13 protein-coding genes are annotated in these 20397 nt (G+C 63.8%); 7 read left to right on the plus strand and 6 right to left on the minus strand.

From position 1 onward, the window contains the following. Nucleotides 1-66: 66 nt before the first annotated feature. Nucleotides 67-789, minus strand: coding sequence for a (Fe-S)-binding protein (locus tag BMW76_RS09790; RefSeq protein ID WP_090864921.1), 723 nt, complete (start codon nt 787-789; stop codon nt 67-69). Between the two features lie 200 nt (nt 790-989). Here BMW76_RS09790 and BMW76_RS09795 point away from each other — a divergent pair, with 200 nt between their 5' ends. Further along, a complete protein-coding gene (locus BMW76_RS09795) occupies nt 990-1799 on the plus strand; it encodes an IclR family transcriptional regulator (protein WP_090864972.1) in 810 nt (269 codons plus the stop codon). Between the two features lie 131 nt (nt 1800-1930). Here the strand turns inward: BMW76_RS09795 and pbpG are convergent, their stop codons facing one another. Continuing rightward, the gene (gene pbpG / locus BMW76_RS09800; RefSeq protein WP_090864922.1) at nt 1931-3097 is read right to left on the minus strand and encodes a D-alanyl-D-alanine endopeptidase; all 1167 of its coding nucleotides are present in this window, start codon (nt 3095-3097) and stop codon (nt 1931-1933) included. A gap of 767 nt (nt 3098-3864) precedes the next feature. Between pbpG and BMW76_RS09805 the strand changes: the two genes are divergently transcribed. Then, nucleotides 3865-4449, plus strand: coding sequence for a phasin family protein (locus BMW76_RS09805; RefSeq protein WP_012400861.1), 585 nt, complete (start codon nt 3865-3867; stop codon nt 4447-4449). A 393-nt stretch (nt 4450-4842) separates the two neighbouring features. Here the strand turns inward: BMW76_RS09805 and lpdA are convergent, their stop codons facing one another. The 3 genes from lpdA to aceE form a co-directional block, all read right to left on the minus strand. Next, nucleotides 4843-6906, minus strand: coding sequence for a dihydrolipoyl dehydrogenase (lpdA, locus tag BMW76_RS09810; protein ID WP_090864923.1), 2064 nt, complete (start codon nt 6904-6906; stop codon nt 4843-4845). A gap of 178 nt (nt 6907-7084) precedes the next feature. Beyond that, nucleotides 7085-8761, minus strand: a complete 1677-nt coding sequence (aceF, locus tag BMW76_RS09815; protein ID WP_090864924.1) for a dihydrolipoyllysine-residue acetyltransferase — start codon at nt 8759-8761, stop codon at nt 7085-7087. 85 nt (nt 8762-8846) lie between these two features. Continuing rightward, a complete protein-coding gene (aceE, locus tag BMW76_RS09820; RefSeq protein WP_090864925.1) occupies nt 8847-11546 on the minus strand; it encodes a pyruvate dehydrogenase (acetyl-transferring), homodimeric type in 2700 nt (899 codons plus the stop codon). A 275-nt stretch (nt 11547-11821) separates the two neighbouring features. On the opposite strand from aceE, the gene fixL reads away from it, so the two are divergent. The 5 genes from fixL (at nt 11822) to folD (ending at nt 19105) form a co-directional block, all read left to right on the plus strand. Next, nucleotides 11822-14338 (plus strand): oxygen sensor histidine kinase FixL, encoded by a 2517-nt coding sequence (gene fixL / locus BMW76_RS09825; RefSeq protein ID WP_090864926.1) that lies wholly within the window; start codon nt 11822-11824, stop codon nt 14336-14338. Further along, complete coding sequence (fixJ, locus tag BMW76_RS09830; protein ID WP_090864927.1) at nt 14335-14979, plus strand: oxygen response regulator transcription factor FixJ; 645 nt, start codon at nt 14335-14337, stop codon at nt 14977-14979. Before fixL ends, fixJ begins: the two co-directional genes overlap by 4 nt. A 507-nt stretch (nt 14980-15486) precedes the next feature. Then, nucleotides 15487-16860, plus strand: a complete 1374-nt coding sequence (locus BMW76_RS09835) for a DUF3300 domain-containing protein (protein WP_407668923.1) — start codon at nt 15487-15489, stop codon at nt 16858-16860. Between the two features lie 74 nt (nt 16861-16934). Then, nucleotides 16935-17933 carry a DUF2950 domain-containing protein gene (locus BMW76_RS09840; protein WP_090864928.1) on the plus strand — a complete coding sequence of 333 codons (999 nt, stop codon included), beginning with the start codon at nt 16935-16937 and terminating at the stop codon, nt 17931-17933. Nucleotides 17934-18247: 314 nt separating this feature from the next. Beyond that, nucleotides 18248-19105, plus strand: a complete 858-nt coding sequence (gene folD / locus BMW76_RS09850) for a bifunctional methylenetetrahydrofolate dehydrogenase/methenyltetrahydrofolate cyclohydrolase FolD (protein WP_090864930.1) — start codon at nt 18248-18250, stop codon at nt 19103-19105. An 89-nt stretch (nt 19106-19194) separates the two neighbouring features. On the opposite strand, the gene BMW76_RS09855 is transcribed toward folD, so the two are convergent. Continuing rightward, a complete protein-coding gene (locus BMW76_RS09855) occupies nt 19195-20355 on the minus strand; it encodes an acyltransferase family protein (RefSeq protein WP_090864974.1) in 1161 nt (386 codons plus the stop codon). Nucleotides 20356-20397 lie beyond the last annotated feature (42 nt).

The raw sequence follows: 20397 nt of genomic DNA on the forward strand, positions 1-20397 counted from the left end.
GTTATCGATGTTGACTGCTGGCTACTGACTGCCGTTGACTGCAGTGGCCGGGCCAGATCGCGCGGCTTACGCGTCGCCCGCCAGCACCTGCGCGATGTGCAGCACGCGCGTGGTCGCATCGCCCGTGCGGCGCAGGCGCCCTTCGATGTTCAGCATGCAGCCGAGGTCGCCGAGCACGACGGTATTCGCACCGCTTGCCTGGATGTTGGCGCATTTCTCGTCGACGATCGCCGTCGAGATATCGCCAAACTTCAGTGCGAAGGTGCCGCCGAAGCCGCAACAGTGCTCGCAGTTCTTCATCTCGGTCACGGCGACGCCCGCCTGCGCGAGCAGCGCTCGCGGCTGCTCCTTGACGCCCAGTTCGCGCAGCCCGGAACACGAATCGTGATACGTGACGGGTCCCCGGAACTCGCCCGGCGTCAGCTCGATCTTCGCGACGGTGGCGAGAAAATCGGTCAGTTCATAGACCTTCGGACGCAGGCGCGCGAAGCGGCCCATCAGCTCGGGGTCGTCGGCGAAAAGATCGCCATAGTGCGTGCGAATCATCCCGCCGCAAGACCCCGACGGCACGACCACATAATCGTACTGCTCGAACTCGCGCAGCGTCTTTTCCGCGAGATCGCGCGCAATGCCGCGATCGCCGGAGTTGTAGGCCGGCTGCCCGCAGCACGTTTGCGCCGGCGGCACGAAGACTTCGAAGCCCGCGCGCTCGATCAACTTGATCGCGGAAAAGCCGATTTCGGGGCGCATCAGATCGATCAGGCAGGTGACGAAAAAACCGACTCGCATGAGTGCTCCTCCGGGGAAACGTCCCTGATTATCCGCTGTTTGGCGCGCAATACCAACGCGTGACGGCTCCTGCGCGCAATGAATCCGCAATGCGCTGCACGACGCCGCCAGCCGACGACAATTTCGACCGGCGTTCGCTTTTTTCACAATACGAGATACAATCGGTTTTTCGCTGTTTGACGCGTCAACCGTTTAGCCTTATGAGCGATACGAACCCGGACCCCAAAACCTCGATCCAGGTGATCGAGCGCATGATGCGCCTGCTGGACGCCCTTGCCGCGCACAGCGATCCTGTCAGTCTGAAGGAGCTCGCGCAGCGCACCGATCTTCACCCCTCCACTGCCCACCGCATCCTGAACGACATGGTGACATGCCGTCTCGTGGATCGTTCGGACCCGGGCACTTACCGCCTCGGCATGCGGCTGCTGGAACTCGGCAATCTCGTGAAAGCGCGCCTGTCGGTGCGCGACGCCGCGCTGATGCCGATGCGCGAGTTGCATCGGCTGACGGGCCAGACCGTGAACCTGTCGGTGCGCCAGGGCGACGAGATCGTCTATATCGAACGCGCCTACTCCGAGCGCTCGGGGATGCAGGTCGTGCGTGCGATCGGCGGCCGCGCGCCGCTGCATCTGACCTCCGTCGGCAAGCTCTTCCTCGCCGCGGACGAATCGACCCGCGTGCGTGCGTATGCGACGCGCACGGGCCTGTCCGGCCATACGCAGAACAGCATCACCGATCTCGCGAAACTCGAACGTGAACTGTTGTACGTCCGCCAGCAAGCGTGCGCGCGCGACAACGAGGAGCTGGAACTGGGCGTGCGCTGCATCGCGGCGGGCATCTACGACGATACGGGCAAGCTGGTCGCCGGCCTGTCGCTCTCCGCGCCCGCCGACCGGTTGCAGGATTCGTGGCTCGGACAGTTGAGCAAGACGGCGCTCGTGATTTCCGAATCGCTCGGCTATCACCCGCAGCAGCAACAAGCCGCTACGTCGCCGGCGCAATCCGCATGATTTGCGCCTTGCCGCGTAATAAGCTTGCGAGCACACCCATAAGTACGCCTGCAAGCCGTTAGAACCGACGCAATTAAAAAGCCCCGCTAAGCGGGGCTTTTCATTGTCCTTCGTCGGGATGAGGCTTGCGCTCAGGTGCCTGCGCCGTTGGCGTCCGCGCTCGTGATGCGCTGTTCGCCGCCGTTGTCGAGCCACGTGCGCAGACGCTGGGCGTCGGCGAAACGCGAATACTTGCCCGACGAATCGAGCAGCACCAGGATCATCGGGCGATCGTGGATCGTCGCCTGCATCACGAGGCACTCGCCCGCTTCGTTGATGAAGCCCGTCTTCTGCAGGCCGATGTCCCACGACGAATTGCGCACCAGCGCGTTCGTGCTGTTGTACGCGATCGTGCGCTTGCCCGTGTACACCTCGTAGCTGCGATCCGTCGAGAACCTGCGAATCATCGGGTACTGATACGCGGCGTTGACCATCTTCACGAGATCGCGCGCGCTCGCCACGTTCTGGCTCGTCAGGCCCGTCGGGTTCTCGAAGTGCGTGTCGGTCATGCCGAGCGCCTTCGCTTTCGCGTTCATCGCCGCCATGAAAGCGGGACGGCCGCCCGGGAAGTAGCGCGACAGCGCGGCTGCGGCGCGGTTTTCCGACGCCATCAGCGCGATGTGCAGCATGTCTTCACGCGAGAGCACCGAGCCGACGGACAGACGCGAGCCCGTGTTCTTCTCATAGTCGCGGTCTTCGTCCGTGACTTCGATCTGCTCGGTCATCGGCGCCTTCGAATCGAGCACGACCATCGCCGTCATCAGCTTCGTAATCGACGCGATGGGCACGACGGCGCGCGAGTTCTTGTCGAACAGCGTCTCCGACGTATTCTGGTCGACCACGTAAGCGACGCTCGAGCGCAACATCAGCGCGTCCGGCGTTTCGTGCAGCCCGAACGCCGTGCCGACGGACGGCTGACGCGGCTCGAACGCGACGCGGCGAACGGCCGTGTGATGCCGGCCGTTCATCGTGTACGCGACGCGGCGCTTCTTCGAAACGGGACGGGTTTCTTCGTCGCTGGCGACGGCCGCCGCCTTCACGGCTTTCGACGACCGGCTGGAGACCTTGTCGGCAGCCGCCTTTCTGGGCGACTTCTTGCCAGCTTTCGCGGTTTTGGCGGGAGCCGTGGCGGACGCGGCGAACGCGTCGACGGGTGCGGCAAAAGCCGCTGCGATGACCACCGAGGCAGCCACCGACAGAGCGGTGCTGAGCGCCGCGCCGTGCATCACTTTTAGTGACGAAAACATGTCGGTTTTCATTGGTGTTCTGGTTGGAGCGGCGGGAGAGTTTTCGCCAGTGTAGTAAAACAGTTAAAAATTAGCAATATTAAGCACTTATCGATCTTCCTTAAACCAAGTTGTCAGGCCTTGTTAAGAAAGACAATAAGCCACGGGTGTGCCATCGAAAATGCCAATGACACACCGGCACGTCGCCACTGCCTTGCCACTGAACGGGACTCACTCGGTCAGCATATCGGCATATTCGACACAAACTTGATCAGGGGAAGTACGGTCGCGTACGGTAGAGAATCGATCCGACCCGCAAACGTCCCGGAACGTTGCCGTGCGCACGCAATGCGCGTTTCGCAGATATCGCGAGCCGCCCGATTTTTAAGCGATTACGGGAAACAGCACATCGCGCATTTGACCGGAATGGGGTTTTAACGTTCCGCGACAGTTTTCGGTTTACCTAAGAATTTTACCTGTTCGTCCAAAAATATGCCGCTGGGCTGTCGGCGCCTTTCGCAGCTTGGGAGAGCGCGTGTTCTGCGGCACCACATCAGTGCAAACCCTAGTGCGCCGACGCTTCACCGCAATGTCATAAACGCTACATAACCTACTGTTTTAACAGCGGTTTCTATGCGTTGTGCGTTGCACAAAATAATTCTTGACTTCCATCAGAGCCGTCCTAAAATGGGAACCATTGCTGCGACGCACAACGCACTGCGGACCAGCGAACCCATCCCGATCTGCAGTTAACCCAACTCGGTCCGCAATAGACGGGCCGGTAATCCAGGAGCGTAAACATGACTCTGCTGACCCCTGAGCAATTCGCCGCAGCGCAGAAGGCCAACCTCGAAACCCTGTTCGGCCTGACCTCGAAGGCATTCGAAGGCGTCGAAAAGCTGGTCGAGCTGAATCTGCAAGTCGTCAAGTCGACGATCGCGGAAAGCCAGGAAAACGCACAACGCGCGCTGTCGGTAAAGGACGCGCAAGAACTGCTCGCGCTGCAAGCGGGCCTGACGCAGCCGGTGGCAGAAAAGGTTCTGTCGTATGGCCGTCACCTGTACGAAATCGCATCGGCTACGCAAGCTGAATTCGCACGCGTCGCTGAAGCTCAATACGAAGAGCAGAACAAGAAGGTGCAAGCGCTCGTCGAGAACGTCGCAAAGAACGCACCGGCTGGTTCGGAAACGGCTGTCGCCGTGATCAAGTCGGCCATCACGGCTGCTAACACGACGTACGAAACGGTTCACAAGGCAACGAAGCAAGCCGTCGAAATCGCTGAAAGCAACTTCAATGCGGCTGCAACGGCTGCGTCGAAGGCCGCTTCGCAAGCTGCTGCTCAGGCTTCGCGTACGGCAGCATCGGCCAAGAAGGCTGCTGTCTAAGAATCAACGAAACGGTTTCAACGGATCGGGCCTCACCCGCGCCCGACGGATGCTCATCATCCGTCGAGGCGCAGCCGCGAGAGACACTGTCGAAGTGACTGGCGGAACGGAATGGCGCCGCATGGTCAACGCTTCGGCGACCGGGCGGCCAGACGCTCCGATACGTTAAACAGCGTATCGTTTCCCCGGCTCAGGCCGGGATTTTTTTTGCCCGCTCGCTGAGCGTTCGCTTTGCCATCTGCGTTGCCGCGCGTTCCGTGCAAACGCAAGGCGGCGACGATCGCGACGCCGACGCGACGCCATGAAAAACGGCGCGCCCCTCTTTCGAGGGACGCGCCGTTGTCACATGCGCCGATCGCGAATGCGGCGTGACGAACGCACGCCGCCCGCCACTCACTTCTTCTTCTGCGGCGGCAGATCCGTACAGACGCCTTCATACAGTTCGGCGGCCATGCCGATCGATTCGCCGAGCGTCGGGTGCGGATGGATCGTCTTGCCGATATCCGTTGCGTCGGCACCCATCTCGATCGCTAGACACACCTCGCTAATCAGGTCGCCCGCATTCAGGCCGACGATGCCGCCGCCGATCACGCGATGCGTCTCTTCGTCGAAGATCAGCTTCGTGAAGCCTTCGTCGCGGCCGTTGGCAATCGCGCGGCCCGATGCGGCCCACGGGAACACCGCCTTGCCGTACTTGATGCCTTCGGCCTTGCACTGGTCTTCCGTCTTGCCCGCCCAAGCGACTTCCGGATCGGTGTAGGCCACCGACGGAATCTGCAGCGCGTCGAAGTACGCCTTCTCCCCGTGTGCCGCTTCCGCCGCGACGTGGCCTTCATGCACGGCCTTGTGCGCGAGCATCGGCTGGCCGATGACGTCGCCGATCGCGAAGATGTGCGGCACGTTGGTGCGCTGCTGCTTGTCGACTTCGATGAAGCCGCGATCCGTCACGGCCACGCCTGCCTTGTCCGCACCGATCTTCTTGCCGTTCGGGCTGCGGCCCACGGCGACGAGCACGAGGTCGTAGCACTGCGGCTCGGCGGGCGCCTTCTCGCCCTCGAACGACACATAGATGCCGTCAGCCTTTGCTTCGGCGGCCGTGGTCTTCGTCTTCAGCATCACGCTGGTGAAACGCTGGCTGTTGAACTTCTCCCAGACCTTCACGAGATCGCGGTCCGCGCCGAGCATCAGGCCGTCGAGCATTTCGACGACGTCGATCTGCGCGCCGAGCGTCGCATAGACGGTCGCCATTTCCAGCCCGATGATGCCGCCGCCGATCACGAGCATGCGCTTCGGAATCTGGGGCAGTTCGAGCGCGCCCGTCGAATCGACGACGCGCGGATCTTCCGGAATGAACGGCAGCTTCACGGCTTGCGAGCCGGCCGCGATGATCGCCTGCTTGAACCGGACGACCTTCTTGCCGCTTTCGCCCTGCACTTCCATATGATGCGGATCGACGAACGTGCCGACGCCCGTGACGACTTCGACCTTGCGCGCCTTCGCCATGCCGGCGAGACCGCCCGTCAGCTTCTTGACGACGCCCGACTTGAAATCGCGCAGCTTGTCGAGATCGATCTGCGGCTTGCCGAACGAGATGCCGTGGGCAGCAAGCTCGTCCACTTCGTCCATGACGAGCGCCGTGTGCAAGAGCGCCTTCGACGGAATACAGCCGACGTTCAGACACACGCCGCCGAGCGTCGGGTAGCGTTCGACGAGCACCGTCTTCATGCCGAGGTCGGCCGAGCGGAAGGCGGCCGAGTAACCTCCGGGGCCCGCACCGAGCACGAGCATGTCGCACTCGATGTCGGCCGAGCCGGAATAGCTGCCCGCTTGCGGCGCCGGTGCACCGGCGGCAGCCGGTGCTGCAGCCGGCGCAGGAGCCGCTGCCTTCGGTGCAGGCGCAGCCGCGCCCGCGCCTTCGAGCAGCACGATCACAGTGCCTTCGGAAACGGTATCGCCGACCTTGACCTTCACTTCCTTGACCACGCCAGCCGCGGGGCTCGGCACGTCCATCGTCGCCTTGTCCGATTCGAGCGTGATGAGCGACTGCTCCTTCTCGACGCGATCGCCGGCCTTCACGGCGATTTCGATGACGGGCACATCCTTGTAGTCGCCGATATCCGGCACCTTGATTTCCTGCACGCCGCCGCCTGCCGTCGATGCAGCAGCGGGCGCGGGCGCAGATGCGGCCTTCCCCGGTTCCTTGCTGGCTTGGGCTTCGCCGGACGTTTCGACGAGGGCGATGACGGTGCCCTGCGAAACCTTGTCGCCGGCCTTGATGCGAACTTCCTTGACGGTGCCGGCCGTATCGCTCGGCACTTCCATCGACGCCTTATCCGATTCGAGCGTCAACAGCGACTGCTCTTTTTCGATCGTGTCACCCGGCTTGATATTGACTTCGATGACATCGACGTCCTTGAAATCGCCGATGTCCGGCACCTTCACTTCGACGAGACTCATAGTGTCCCCTTCTCTTATTGACCGTGTTGAAAGAAGGCCGCGAAAACGCTGAACCCGCGACACGAAGCGCAGGCCCGATGCCGTCCGCCGGCAAGGCGAGGCGGCAAAGCAGGTTCAGCGAACGCGCCTGAACGAACGCATCGATGCGACGTTCAGGCAGCGGCCATCACATCAACAATCAAAGAATCACACGCCGGAAATCGGCAAGAATCGACCCAAGATACGCATTGAAGCGCGCGGCTTCCGCGCCGTCGATCACGCGATGGTCATACGACAGCGACAGCGGCAGCGTCAGACGCGGCACGAACTGCTTGCCGTCCCAGACGGGCTTCATCGCGCCGCGTGACAGGCCCAGAATCGCGACTTCAGGCGCATTGATGATCGGCGTGAAATTCGTGCCGCCGATGCCGCCGAGCGACGAAATCGAGAAGCAGCCGCCTTGCATCTGGTCGGGCTTGAGCTTGCCCTCGCGCGCGAGCTTCGACAGCTCCGCCATTTCCTTCGCGATATCGACGAGACCCTTCTTGTCCGCATCGCGGATCACGGGCACGACGAGACCGTTCGGCGTATCGGCGGCAAACCCGACGTGGTAGTACTGCTTGAACACGAGATTGTCGCCAACGAGGCTCGCATTGAACGCCGGGAACTTCTTGAGCGCCGCGACGACGGCCTTGATCACGAACGCAAGCATCGTGAACTTCACGCCCGCCTTTTCGCGTTCATTGTTCAGTTGCACGCGCAACGCTTCGAGGTCGGTGATGTCCGCTTCGTCGTTGTTCGTGACATGCGGAATCATCACCCAGTTGCGATGCAGGTTCGCGCCGGAAATCTTCTTGATGCGCGACAGCGGCTTCGGATCGATCGGGCCGAACTTCGTGAAATCGATCTTCGGCCACGGCAGCAGGCCGAGCTCGCCGCCGCCCGCGCCAGCCGGCGCTGCAGCCGCGGCGGGCGCCGCGCGCTGGCCCGACATCACGCCCTTGACGAACGCGGTGACGTCGTCCTGCGTAATGCGTCCCTTCGGACCCGTGCCTTGCACGCGGGACACGTCGACGCCCAGTTCGCGCGCGAACTTGCGCACCGACGGCGACGCATGGCTCGCGCGGTACGCGCCGCCTTCGCCTGCCGGAATGACGGGCGCCTGCGCGAGCGCGGACGGTTGAGCGGGAGCCGGCGACGGCGCGACGGGCGCGTCCGACGGCGCTTCTTCGCGCTTCGCGGCAGCGGGTGCCGGAGCCGGCGCAGCCGCGCCGCCTTCGGATTCGAGCAGCACGATCAGCGTGCCTTCGGAGACGGCATCGCCGACCTTGACCTTCACTTCCTTGACGACGCCGGCGGCCGGGCTCGGCACATCCATCGTCGCCTTGTCCGATTCGAGCGTGACGAGCGACTGCTCTTTCTCGACGCGATCGCCGACCTTCACGGCGACTTCGATCACGGGCACGTCCTTGTAGTCGCCGATATCCGGCACCTTGATTTCCTGCACGCCGCCTGCCGTCGATGCAGCAGCGGGAGCGGGAGCGGGAGCGGGAGCAGCCGCCGGAGCCGGCGCCGCAGCAGGCGCGGGCGCGGCCGCTCCGTTGCCTTGCGCGGGCTTCGCGGCAGCGGCACCGCCTTCGCCGTCGAGCAGCACGATCAGCGTGCCTTCCGACACCGTATCGCCAAGCTTGACCTTCACTTCCTTCACCGTGCCCGACGCCGGGCTCGGCACATCCATCGTCGCCTTGTCGGATTCCAGCGTGACGAGCGACTGCTCTTTCTCGACGGTATCACCCGCCTTCACCAGCACCTCGATTACAGGAATGTCCTTGTAATCGCCGATGTCCGGTACCTTGACTTCGATCGCTTGGCTCATTGTTTTCTGTCTCCAGGGCCGCGCGCACCTCAGCCGCCCGCTTCGGGCGGCGAGGTGCGCGTCAGGGGCTCGCGGGGGCGATGCCTTAGACGGTCATCGGGTTGGGTTTGGACGGATCGAGGTTGTACTTCTTCAGCGCGTCGGCCACGACCTTGCGCTCGATCGTACCCTCGTCGGCCAGCGCGTTCAGCGCAGCGACCGTGGTCCAGTAGCGGTCGACTTCGAAGAAGTGACGCAGCTTCTCGCGCGTATCCGAGCGGCCGAAGCCGTCCGTGCCCAGCACGACGAAGCGTTGCGGGACGAATGCGCGGATCTGCTCGACGAGCGCGCGGACATAGTCGGTCGAAGCGACGACGGGACCCTTCGCGTCCTTCAGCAGTGTCTCGACGTGCGACAGCTTCTTCCCGGCCAGCGGGTTCAGCAGGTTCTGACGCTGTACTTCGTGGCCTTCGCGCGCGAGTTCGGTGAAGCTCGGCACGCTCCACAGGTCGGCTTCGACGCCCCAGTCGTTCTTCAGCAGGTCGGCCGCGGCGATCACTTCGTTGAAGATCGTGCCCGCGCCCATCAGCTGCACGCGCGGTGCCTTCGCGTTGTCCGCGCCCTTGCGGAACGCGTACATGCCCTTGATGATGTCCTTCGCCACGCTCTCGCCCTGCGGGATCGCCGGGTGCTCGTAGTTTTCGTTCATCACCGTGACGTAATAGAACACGTCTTCCTGCTCCTGCACCATCCGGCGCAGACCGTCCTGCATGATGACGGCGAGTTCGTAGCCGAACGTCGGGTCATAGCTGATGCAGTTAGGCACGGATGCCGCCCACAGCAGCGAGTGGCCGTCTTCGTGCTGCAGGCCTTCGCCGTTGAGCGTCGTACGGCCTGCCGTGCCGCCCAGCAGGAAGCCGCGCGAACGCATGTCGCCCGCGGCCCAGGCCAGATCGCCGATGCGCTGGAAGCCGAACATCGAGTAGAAGATGTAGAACGGGATCATGATCTCGCCGTGCGTCGAGTACGACGTCGCCGCTGCGATCCAGTCCGACATGCCGCCTGCTTCGTTGATGCCTTCCTGCAGGATCTGGCCGGTTTCCGATTCCTTGTAGAACATCAGCTGGTCGGAGTCTTCCGGCACATACTTCTGGCCGTCCTGATTCCAGATGCCGATCTGGCGGAACAGACCCTCCATGCCGAACGTGCGCGACTCGTCCGGCACGATGGGCACGACGCGCTTGCCGATCGCCTTGTCCTTCAACAGGATGTTGAGAATGCGGACGAACGCCATCGTCGTCGAAATCTCGCGGCCTTCGCCCGTACCCTTCAGCAGCGGCTCGAATGCGTCGAGCGCCGGGACGGGCAGCGATTCCGCCTTCTGGCGGCGCGCCGGCAGATAGCCGCCCAGTTCCTGACGGCGGGCGCGCATGTATTCGAGTTCCTTCGAGCCCTCCTCGAACGTGAGGTACGGCACGTGCGCGATCTCCTCGTCCGAGACGGGCAGACGGAACTGGTCGCGGAAGTGCTTGAGCGCCTCCACCTGCATCTTCTTCTGCTGGTGGGTGATGTTCATCGCCTGGCCGGCTTCGCCCATGCCGTAGCCCTTGATCGTCTTCGCGAGGATCACGGTCGGCTGGCCCTTCTTCTGCGTCGCCGCGTGGAACGCCGCGTAGATCTTGTGCGGATCGTGGCCGCCGCGGTTGAGGTTCCAGATGTCATCGTCGGACCAGTCGGCGACGAGCGCCTTCAGTTCCGGCGTGTTGAAGAAGTGCTCGCGGACAAACGCGCCCGACTCCGACTTGTACGTCTGGTATTCGCCGTCGACGACTTCCATCATGCGGCGCATCAGCGCGCCCGATTTGTCGCGCGCGAAGAGGGCATCCCAGCGGCTGCCCCAGATCACCTTGATGACGTTCCAGCCCGCGCCGCGGAATTCGCTTTCCAGTTCCTGGATGATCTTGCCGTTGCCGCGCACGGGACCGTCGAGGCGCTGCAGGTTGCAGTTGATCACGAACACGAGGTTGTCGAGACGCTCGCGGCCGGCCATGCCGATTGCACCGAGCGATTCCGGCTCGTCCGTTTCACCGTCGCCGAGGAACGCCCAGACCTTGCGACCGTCCGTCTTCGCGATGCCGCGCGCCTGCAGGTACTTCATGAAGCGCGCCTGGTAAATCGCCATGATCGGGCCGAGACCCATCGACACCGTCGGGAACTGCCAGAAGTCGGGCATCAGCCACGGGTGCGGATACGACGAGATGCCCTCGCCGCCCACTTCCTGGCGGAACTTGTCGAGCTGCTTGTCCGACAGGCGGCCGAGCAGGAACGCACGCGAGTAGACGCCCGGCGACGAGTGGCCCTGGACGAACACGAGGTCGCCGCCGTGATCGTTGGACGGCGCGTGCCAGAAATGGTTGAAGCCGACGTCATACAGCGTCGCAGCCGACGCGAACGATGCGATGTGGCCGCCGACGTTGGTTTCCTTGCCGGCGCGCAGCACCATCGCCATCGCGTTCCAGCGCGTGTACGAGCGGATGCGGTGCTCGATGTCCTGGTCGCCGGGAATCTTCGCCTGGTTCGAGACGGGGATCGTGTTGATGTACGGGGTGTTGGCGGAGAACGGCAGATGCTCGCCATGCACGCGGGCAAATTCGATCTGCTTCTCGATGAGGTAGTGAGCGCGGTCGGGACCGACAGCAGAAATCACGCCATCTAGCGCTTCGAGCCATTCGGCGGTTTCTTGCGGGTCGCCATCGTCTTTGGCGTTGGCGACGTACTTCATGACTTCGTCGGGTACAGCGGACATGCTCGTCTCCTGGATATGGGGAACGCACTGTGAACAGGCGACGCGGACGAACCTCGACCGCGGCAGCTTCCGGCCGATTGTAATAAGGCCCACAACGCCTGCGCAAGGAAATTTTCAGATTACGAGAGCGTTTCTCATAATGCGGAAAATTGTTGCGGCGCACCCTGGTTTGACTGCCCATCAGCGAGTACGTCGGCTAGTTTGCGCCGAATTGCGCGACTTTCATCGCTTTTTTGCGGCAATTGCGTGTCAGCCGCTGCGCTACAATGCGACCCATGTTGACCGATCGGCTTTTCGCACGCTCGGCGCGCTCCGCCGGTTCGTCGGCGGATTCGTCGCCCTCTCGCTGGCACCACGGACCCTGGTGGTCGAATTCCTATTTGCTGACGCCGCTCCTGTCGATCCTCGTTTTCCTGGTCGTCATGAGCCTGATCTTGTGGAGCTTGAACCGCCGCGAACAGCAGCAGCAGGAAGACACGCTCTACCGAAATGTCGCGTGGGCGCAGCAGCAGATCCGCCTGTCGATGACGGGCGCGCAGGAGCAGTTGCAGGCGCTCTCGCGCGATCTCGTCTCCGGTCGTGCCGATCCGCATTCTTTCCAGGTGTCGACGGCGGACATCATGCAGGGGCATCCCGAGATCCTCTACATGAACTGGTACACGAGCGCGCAGCAGCCGCGCTGGCCGAACAACGCGCTGCCCGGCCTGGGCCAGCGCCTCGCCAAGCCCAATGACCAGCAGATGGACGAGGCTGTCAAGGCCGCATTCGCCGAAGCGCGCAACACGCGCCGCCAGGTCTATTCGCCGCTGATGTACGACGACGTCGGCAACGGCTATATCACGTTGCAAACGCCTGTCTATCGCGACCGCGAGTTCCTCGGCACGGTCGCCGCCGTGTTCTCGATCGAAGGGATATTGAAGCGCGACATCCCGCCCGAATTGTCGGCGAAGTACAAGATTTCGATCATCGACGTCAACAACCGCGAGCTGGCCACGACGTCGACGCGCCCGCGCCTGCCGCGCGACGCCTACTACGACCTGCCGCTCGATCCGCCCGGACAAGGCGTGTCTGTGCGCGTCTATGCATATCCGCAGATGACCAACTTCACGAACAACACGCTCGTGTGGCTGGTCGCGGGACTGTCGTGCTTCGTGCTGTGGAGTCTGTGGAGCCTGTGGAAGCACACGCGCCAGCGCTTCGAGGCGCAACAGGCGCTGTACGCCGAGGCGTTCTTCAGGCGTGCGATGGAAAATTCCGTGCTGATCGGCATGCGCGTGCTCGACATGCACGGCCGCATCACGCACGTGAACCCCGCGTTCTGCCGGATGACGGGCTGGGACGAAAGCGATCTCGTCGGCAAGAACGCGCCGTTCCCGTACTGGCCGCGCGATTCGTACCCGGAGATGCAGCGGCAGCTCGACATGACGCTGCGCGGCAAGGCGCCCTCTTCCGGATTCGAGCTGCGCGTGCGCCGCAAGGACGGCTCGCTGTTCCATGCGCGCCTGTATGTGTCGCCGCTGATCGACAGTTCGGGACGGCAAACGGGCTGGATGTCGTCGATGACGGACATCACGGAGCCGAAGCGCGCGCGCGAAGAACTCGCCGCCGCGCACGAACGCTTCACGACGGTGCTCGAAAGTCTCGATGCCGCCGTCTCCGTGCTCGCCGCCGACGAAGCCGAACTGCTGTTCGCGAACCGCTATTACCGGCATCTGTTCGGCATCCGTCCCGACGGCCATCTCGAACTCGCGGGCGGCGGCAGCTTCGACAGCTCCGCTGCGTCGTCGGACTCGATCGACATGGTCGACGCGTTCGCGGGCCTGCCCGCCGCCGCGCTCACCGAAAGCACGGCCGACGCGCAGGAAGTCTACGTGCAAGGCATCCAGAAATGGTTCGAGGTGCGCCGCCAGTACATCCAGTGGGTCGACGGCCACCTCGCGCAGATGCAGATCGCGACCGACATCACGACCCGCAAGCAGGCGCAGGAACTCGCGCGCCAGCAAGACGAAAAGCTGCAGTTCACGAGCCGCCTGATGACTATGGGCGAGATGGCGTCGTCGCTCGCGCACGAGTTGAACCAGCCTCTCGCGGCCATCAATAACTATTGCTCTGGGACCGTCGCACTGGTTAAATCTGGTCGGACAACGCCCGACAACCTGTTACCAGTGCTCGAAAAGACCGCGCAGCAGGCGGTTCGGGCCGGCATGATCATCAAGCGCATCCGCGAATTCGTGAAACGCAGCGAACCGAAACGACAGGCCACCCGCGTCGCCGACATCGTCGCCGACGCCGTGGGTCTCGCCGAGATCGAAGCGCGCAAGCGCCGCATCCGCATCGTGACGGACATGCGCTCGCGCCTGCCCGTCATCTATGTCGACCCGGTGCTGATCGAGCAGGTGCTCGTGAACCTGCTGAAGAACGCCGCCGAAGCGATGCACGACGCGCGGCCCGATGCCGTCGATCCCGTGATCCGCGTCGTCGTGCGGCTCGACTCCGGCTTCGTGTGCATCAGCGTCGTCGACCAGGGTCCGGGCGTCGACGAAGCCACGGCCGAGCGTCTCTTCGAACCGTTTTACAGCACCAAGTCCGATGGCATGGGCATGGGGCTGAATATTTGCCGTTCGATCATCGAATCGCATCGCGGACGCCTGTGGGTGGTGAACAACGTCGAATCCGACGGCCACATCACGGGCGCCACTTTCCATTGCAGTCTGCCTATTGGAGAGCCTGACGGCCCGAGCAACGGCGGGTCCGAGGCGCCGACACCACAAACCGTTACGGGAGAGCTATGAACACCCCAGTTACCACACAGGAAACCGTGTTTGTCGTCGATGACGACGAAGCGGTGCGAGATTCGCTGCGCTGGCTGCTGGAGGCGAACGGCTATCGCGTTCAATGCTTCTCCGCCGCGGAGCAGTTTCTCGACGCATGGCAGCCGCATCAGCATCCTGGCCAGATCGCGTGCCTGATTCTCGACGTGCGGATGTCGGGCATGAGCGGCCTCGAATTGCAGGAGCGCCTGATCGCCGACAACACGCTGCTGCCCATCATCTTCGTGACGGGTCACGGCGACGTGCCGATGGCCGTCTCGACGATGAAGAAAGGCGCGATGGACTTCATCGAAAAACCGTTCGACGAAGCCGAACTGCGCAAGCTCGTCGAGCGCATGCTCGACAAGGCGCGCAGCGAAAGCACCAGCGTCCAGCAGCAGCGCGCCGCCGCCGAGCGCCTCGGCAAGCTCACGGCGCGCGAGCATCAGGTGCTCGAGCGCATCATCGCGGGCCGCCTGAACAAGCAGATCGCCGACGATCTCGGCATCAGCATCAAGACGGTCGAGGCGCACCGCGCGAACATCATGGAAAAGCTCAACGTGAACACGGTGGCCGACCTGCTGCGTCTCGCGTTGTCTAACAAGCCGCAGCAGGCGCAATAACGCCAGCGCGCCGCGCGGGCGTCATCACGTGATGGCGGCCCCGCAGCCCGGAGCCCCCGCCCGCGGTTTCTCTTGCGCGTTGCGCGGGCGTCCGAAGCATCGTTGATGGCATCATGCGGCGCTGCTTTCGCGGCGCCCCTCGTCGATTCCCCTCCTTACCCCCTGACGCACACCTATCGGGCCTGTTCGCGTCTCCGCCGTCCGCCGTTTTGCGCGTGACGCGCCTTTCATTAGTCATCCAAACTAAATCGCATCGCGCGACGATGCCGCGTTTTCATACGTCATCCTCACTCTGTCGCTGTTTCCGCCATCAGCGCTGCTGCGATGCACGCAACATACAGCGCTCACGTCGCCGGTTCACATCGCGCTTGCGCGCGCACCTCACTTCCATTATCAGTCGACTTACACCGTCGCTTCCTCATCGCTCCATTGCCACAACACGCGTCGCGGCATGTCGGAATTCACTGACAGCTGCCGCGCCCACAACGCAGCAAGGAGGTTCTCACCGTGAATCGATACGAACGCTACCGGCCCCGCACATGGCTGCTATGCGCGGCGCTTGCGGGCATGCCGCTCGTCGCGGGCATCGTCGCAACCGTCGACGCCGTCGCGCAGACACCCGCGAAAGTCTCGAGCCAGCAACTCGATTCGCTGACAGCGCCCATCGCGCTCTACCCGGATGCGCTGCTCGCGCAAGTGCTGATGGCAGCGACCTTTCCGCAGGACGTCGATGCGGCCGCCGCGTGGTCGAAGTCGAACACGCAGTACAAGGGCGACGATGCCGTGAAAGCCGTCGCATCGGAACCGTGGGACCCGAGCGTGCAATCGCTCGTCGCGTTCCCGCAGGTGCTCGCGACGATGGCCTCGAAGCCCGACTGGGTCACGCAGCTAGGCAACGCGTTTCTCGCGCAGCCGAACGATGTGATGGACTCCGTGCAGCGGCTGCGCAAGCAGGCGCAATCGGCGGGCAATCTGAAGACGACCGAGCAGCAGAAGGTGATCGTCGAACAGAACACGATCCAGATCCAGCCGGCCAATCCGGAAGTGGTCTACGTGCCGACGTATAACCCGACCGTCGTCTACGGCGCGTGGCCTTATCCCGCCTATCCGCCCGTGTATGTGCCGCCTCCTCCCGGTTACGCGATCGCGTCGGGCTTCGCGGCGGGGCTCGCATTCGGCGCTGGCGTGGCCGTCGTCAATTCGCTGTGGGGCGGATTCAACTGGAACAACCATGACGTCAACATCAACGTCAATCGTTACAACAACGTCAACGTCAACAACCGGATCAATTCGAACACCGCGACCTCCAACTGGAACCGCAACGCGAATATCAACCGCAACAACGCGAACATCAATCGCAACAATGCCAACCTCAACAACAATCTGGCCGCGCAGCGCGATCAATATCGCGGACGCGACGCATCGCGCGCGCAGGCACAGCAGACGCTGCAGAACCGCACCGGCCAGAACCTGAGCGGCAACGCGAGCCAGCGCGTGCAGAACATCCATCAAGGCGGCGCGAACGCAGGCGAGATCCGCAACAGCGCGCAGAACCTGAACCGCGACAACGCATTGCGCGGCGCCGGCGATGGCGCGGCCTCGCGGCAGGATGTGCAGCGCGGACAGGCAAGCCGTCAGTCGCTCGCGAGCAACGGTGGCGCGAGCAACCGTGTCGGCGCGGGCGGAGGCGGTCAGCAGTTCGGCGGCGGCGAGGCGGGAGGCGGCCGGCTCGGGGCCGGCGGCGCGGGACAGGCAGGCGGCGGCTTCAACGCAGGCGCAGGACATGCGGGCGGCGGCTTCAGCGGCGGCGCAGGCAGGGGCGGAGGCGGTTTTGGCGGCGGTGCGGGCGGTGGCGGCGGACGCCAGTTCCATCGCCGCTGAGCGAACGATCACGAACAGTCACGAGCAATCGCAACCCGTCGCGAACGATCACGAACGATCGACAGGAGGCACACATGATCCGCATTTCGACCCGCTTCGCACCGCGCGCGCTGCTTTGCGCGCGTCAGATTGCGCCGCGCGCCGCCCTTTCACGCGCTCCATCCGATTCAACCGTCTCGCCGTTTGCGCGCGCATCGAATGCGCTCGCGGCCGTCGTCGCCGTGACGATGTTCGCCGCCGCGCAACCTGCCGCTGCGCAGGCGGTCTATCCGACGCCTGACGCGGCCGCCAGCGCGTTTGCCGACGCACTCGCGACGAACGACCATCCGGCAATGGAGAAAGTGCTCGGCAAGAACTACAGCCGCTACATCCCGACCACCAACATCGGCGAGGACGACATCTATGCGTTCCTCGGGCAATGGGCGAATGGCCATCAGATCGTCGACGATCCGGCGCCGCGCCACGGCCGCAAGAGCGTGCATCTGGCCGTCGGCACGGACGGCTGGACGCTGCCGATTCCGATCGTGCAGAGCACGCGCGGCTGGCAATTCGACACGCCCGCCGCCACCGACGAAATGCTCACGCGCCGGATCGGCCGCAACGAGCGCGCGGCGATTCTGACGTCGCTCGCCTACGTCGATGCGCAACACGACTATCGAAGCCAGATGCAGCACTACGCGCAAAAGTTCATCAGCTCGCCCGGACAGCGCGACGGACTCTACTGGCCCACTGCGCCCGGCGAGCCCGAAAGCCCGCTCGGGCCACTCGCCGCGACGATGCCGCATCAGGTCACGCCGGGCGAAGCATATAACGGCTATCACTACCGCATCCTCACGTCGCAAGGCGCGAACGCCGACGGCGGCGCGCAGAGCTACGTGCAGGACGGCGCACTGTCGAAAGGCTTCGGCCTCGTCGCATGGCCGGCGGAATACGGCAAGACGGGCGTGATGAGTTTCATCGTCAACCAGAACGGGCAGGTCTACCAGAAGAATCTCGGCGCGCAGACGTCACGCGCGGCGACCGCGATCACGTCGTTCAATCCCGATTCGTCGTGGACAGCGACGCAGCCCTGAATCCGCATTCAGGTCTTCGCGACGACCGCGCATCGCACTTGCCGCTTCCCCCGACGGCGGCCAGTGCGGTGATCCGCGAAGCCAACCGATCCCATCCCCGACGGTATAATGTCGAACTTCGCTGCGGCGCGGTTTTCGCGTCGTGCGCTTTTCGGCACGCGACCTGTTCCTGCCTCCGAGCGCCATCCGTGCGATTCGCGACGGCCGCGCGAGAGCGCATGTCGCGAACGCGCGCGCAGCATGCGCGGCAACGTGATCACACGCCTCGCGCTGCCCGCCCCGCCTGCATTCCGAACACCGTATCTCGACCGACCATGACAGCCAAACTGATCGACGGCATCGCCCTTTCCAAGACCCTGCGCGCCGACGTCGCCACACGCGCCGCCGCCCTCACCGCCCGCGGACATCAGCCCGGTCTTGCCGTCGTGCTCGTCGGCGACAATCCCGCCAGCGAGGTCTACGTCCGCAACAAGGTGAAGGCCTGCGAGGACAACGGACTCTTCTCGTCGTACGACCGCTATCCCGCGAGCATGACGGAGGCGGATCTGCTCGCGCGCATCGACGGGCTCAACCGTGATCCGAAGATTCACGGCATCCTCGTGCAATTGCCGCTGCCCGCGCATATCGACAGCCACAAGGTGATCGAAGCGATCGCGCCCGAGAAAGACGTCGATGGCTTTCACGTCGCGAACGCGGGCGCGCTGATGACGGGCAAGCCGCTCTTTCGCCCGTGCACGCCGTATGGCGTGATGAAGATGTTCGAAGCCTACGGCATCGAATTGAAAGGTGCGAACGCCGTCGTGATCGGGCGCTCGAACATCGTCGGCAAGCCGATGGGGCTGCTGCTGCTCCAGGCGAACGCGACGGTGACGGTCTGCCACAGCAAGACGCGCGATATCGCCGCGTACACCCGCGATGCCGATATCGTCGTGGTCGCGACGGGCCTGCGCAACACGCTGACGGCCGATATGGTGAAGCCTGGCGCAACCGTGATCGACGTCGGCATGAATCGCGACGACCTCGGCAAGCTGTGCGGCGACGTCGACTTCGCGAACGTGAAGGAAGTGGCCGGCCATATCACGCCCGTGCCGGGCGGCGTCGGCCCGATGACGATCACGATGCTGCTCGTCAACACGATCGAAGCCGCCGAGCGCGCGGCGGGCAAGGCCTGAACTGATCGCGGGACAACCGCCCTCTCTTTCGCCGATTCACGCGGATAGCCATAGCCGTCCGCGCGCGCCGTCAGCGGATCAACGCATCATCAGAAAGGCGGCCAGCGGACGGTGAGATCCGCTGCCGTCGTCGGCGCGTTCTCGGCCGTTACGTTGCGTTCGCGTTTGCGGGCCGCGCTGCGTGCGAGCCGCGCGCGGCACCAGTTCATCGCGGGCCGCTCAATCCAGCGCGACGACAGCGCCGCGCACGCAACGATGAACGGCGCACTGACCAGTATCGACAGCAGTGGCGGCATGCGCGGCGCGAGGGCCGCCACGCACTGCTGCACCATGAACCCATACAGGTAGATCGCGTACGAATAGTCGTGACGCGGCACCCAGCGGCGCAGCGACGGCGTCACGCTCACCCACAGCAGTCCGTAGACGAACGCGAGATAGAACAGCGTTTGTGCGCCCGCAGTATCGCGAAACACGAGATACACCAACATCAGACCGAACGCGGCCAGGCCGTTGACGTTGACGTGCTCGCGCCATCCATACAGCAGCATGCCGAGAAAGAAGAACGGCTCGGGGAAGAACGAATAGCCGCCCGCCTTCTCCGCGAAATCGCGCCAGCCGACATGCAGTTCCGCCACGTTCACACGCAGCGAAAACGCGGCCGCTGCGAGCAGCACGGCGATCACGCTGCCCTTGCGCGTCGACAGCAGACCGAACATGCCCGTGACCAGCACGAGCAGATAGCAGCGCACTTCGAGCGGCAACGTCCATAGCGGCGCGCACACATCGTGTACGAAGCGGTTGTGATCGAACACGCCCGGCAGCGTCCAGCCACGCTTCATCACGAGCGTCGAGAAATAGTCGAGATTGCGCCACGTGATGCCCGAAGAAAAATAGTCGTGCAGCGTGAGCGTCGTGAAGATCGGCCCGACGATAAACATCGCCGCCAGCGACGCGCCGACCAGCGCCGGCAGCAGACGCGCAAGCCGCAACACGATGAAGCGCGGGACCGAGCGCTGCCTGTCGAAGCTCGCACTGACCAGCAGCCCGCTCAGCAGAAAGAACGCGTACACGCCGAGACTGCCCGCGCCGTCGAACCCCAGCGCGGACGCGAGGCCGTCGGTCGCGTCCGTCGTCTGGATCACGTACGCATGGCAATAAACGACGGCGCACGCGGCGACCAGTCGCACGAGATCGAAGTTGTTGGAATCGCGAGCGAGGGCGCGCGAGAGACTGCTCGAATGCGAAGTCATCGGGATGCTACCTGCTGCGAAGCGGCCGCCACGCAACGGCGC

The sequence above is a fragment of the Paraburkholderia diazotrophica genome (assembly GCF_900108945.1).
GTDB classification, from domain to species: Bacteria; Pseudomonadota; Gammaproteobacteria; order Burkholderiales; family Burkholderiaceae; genus Paraburkholderia; species Paraburkholderia diazotrophica.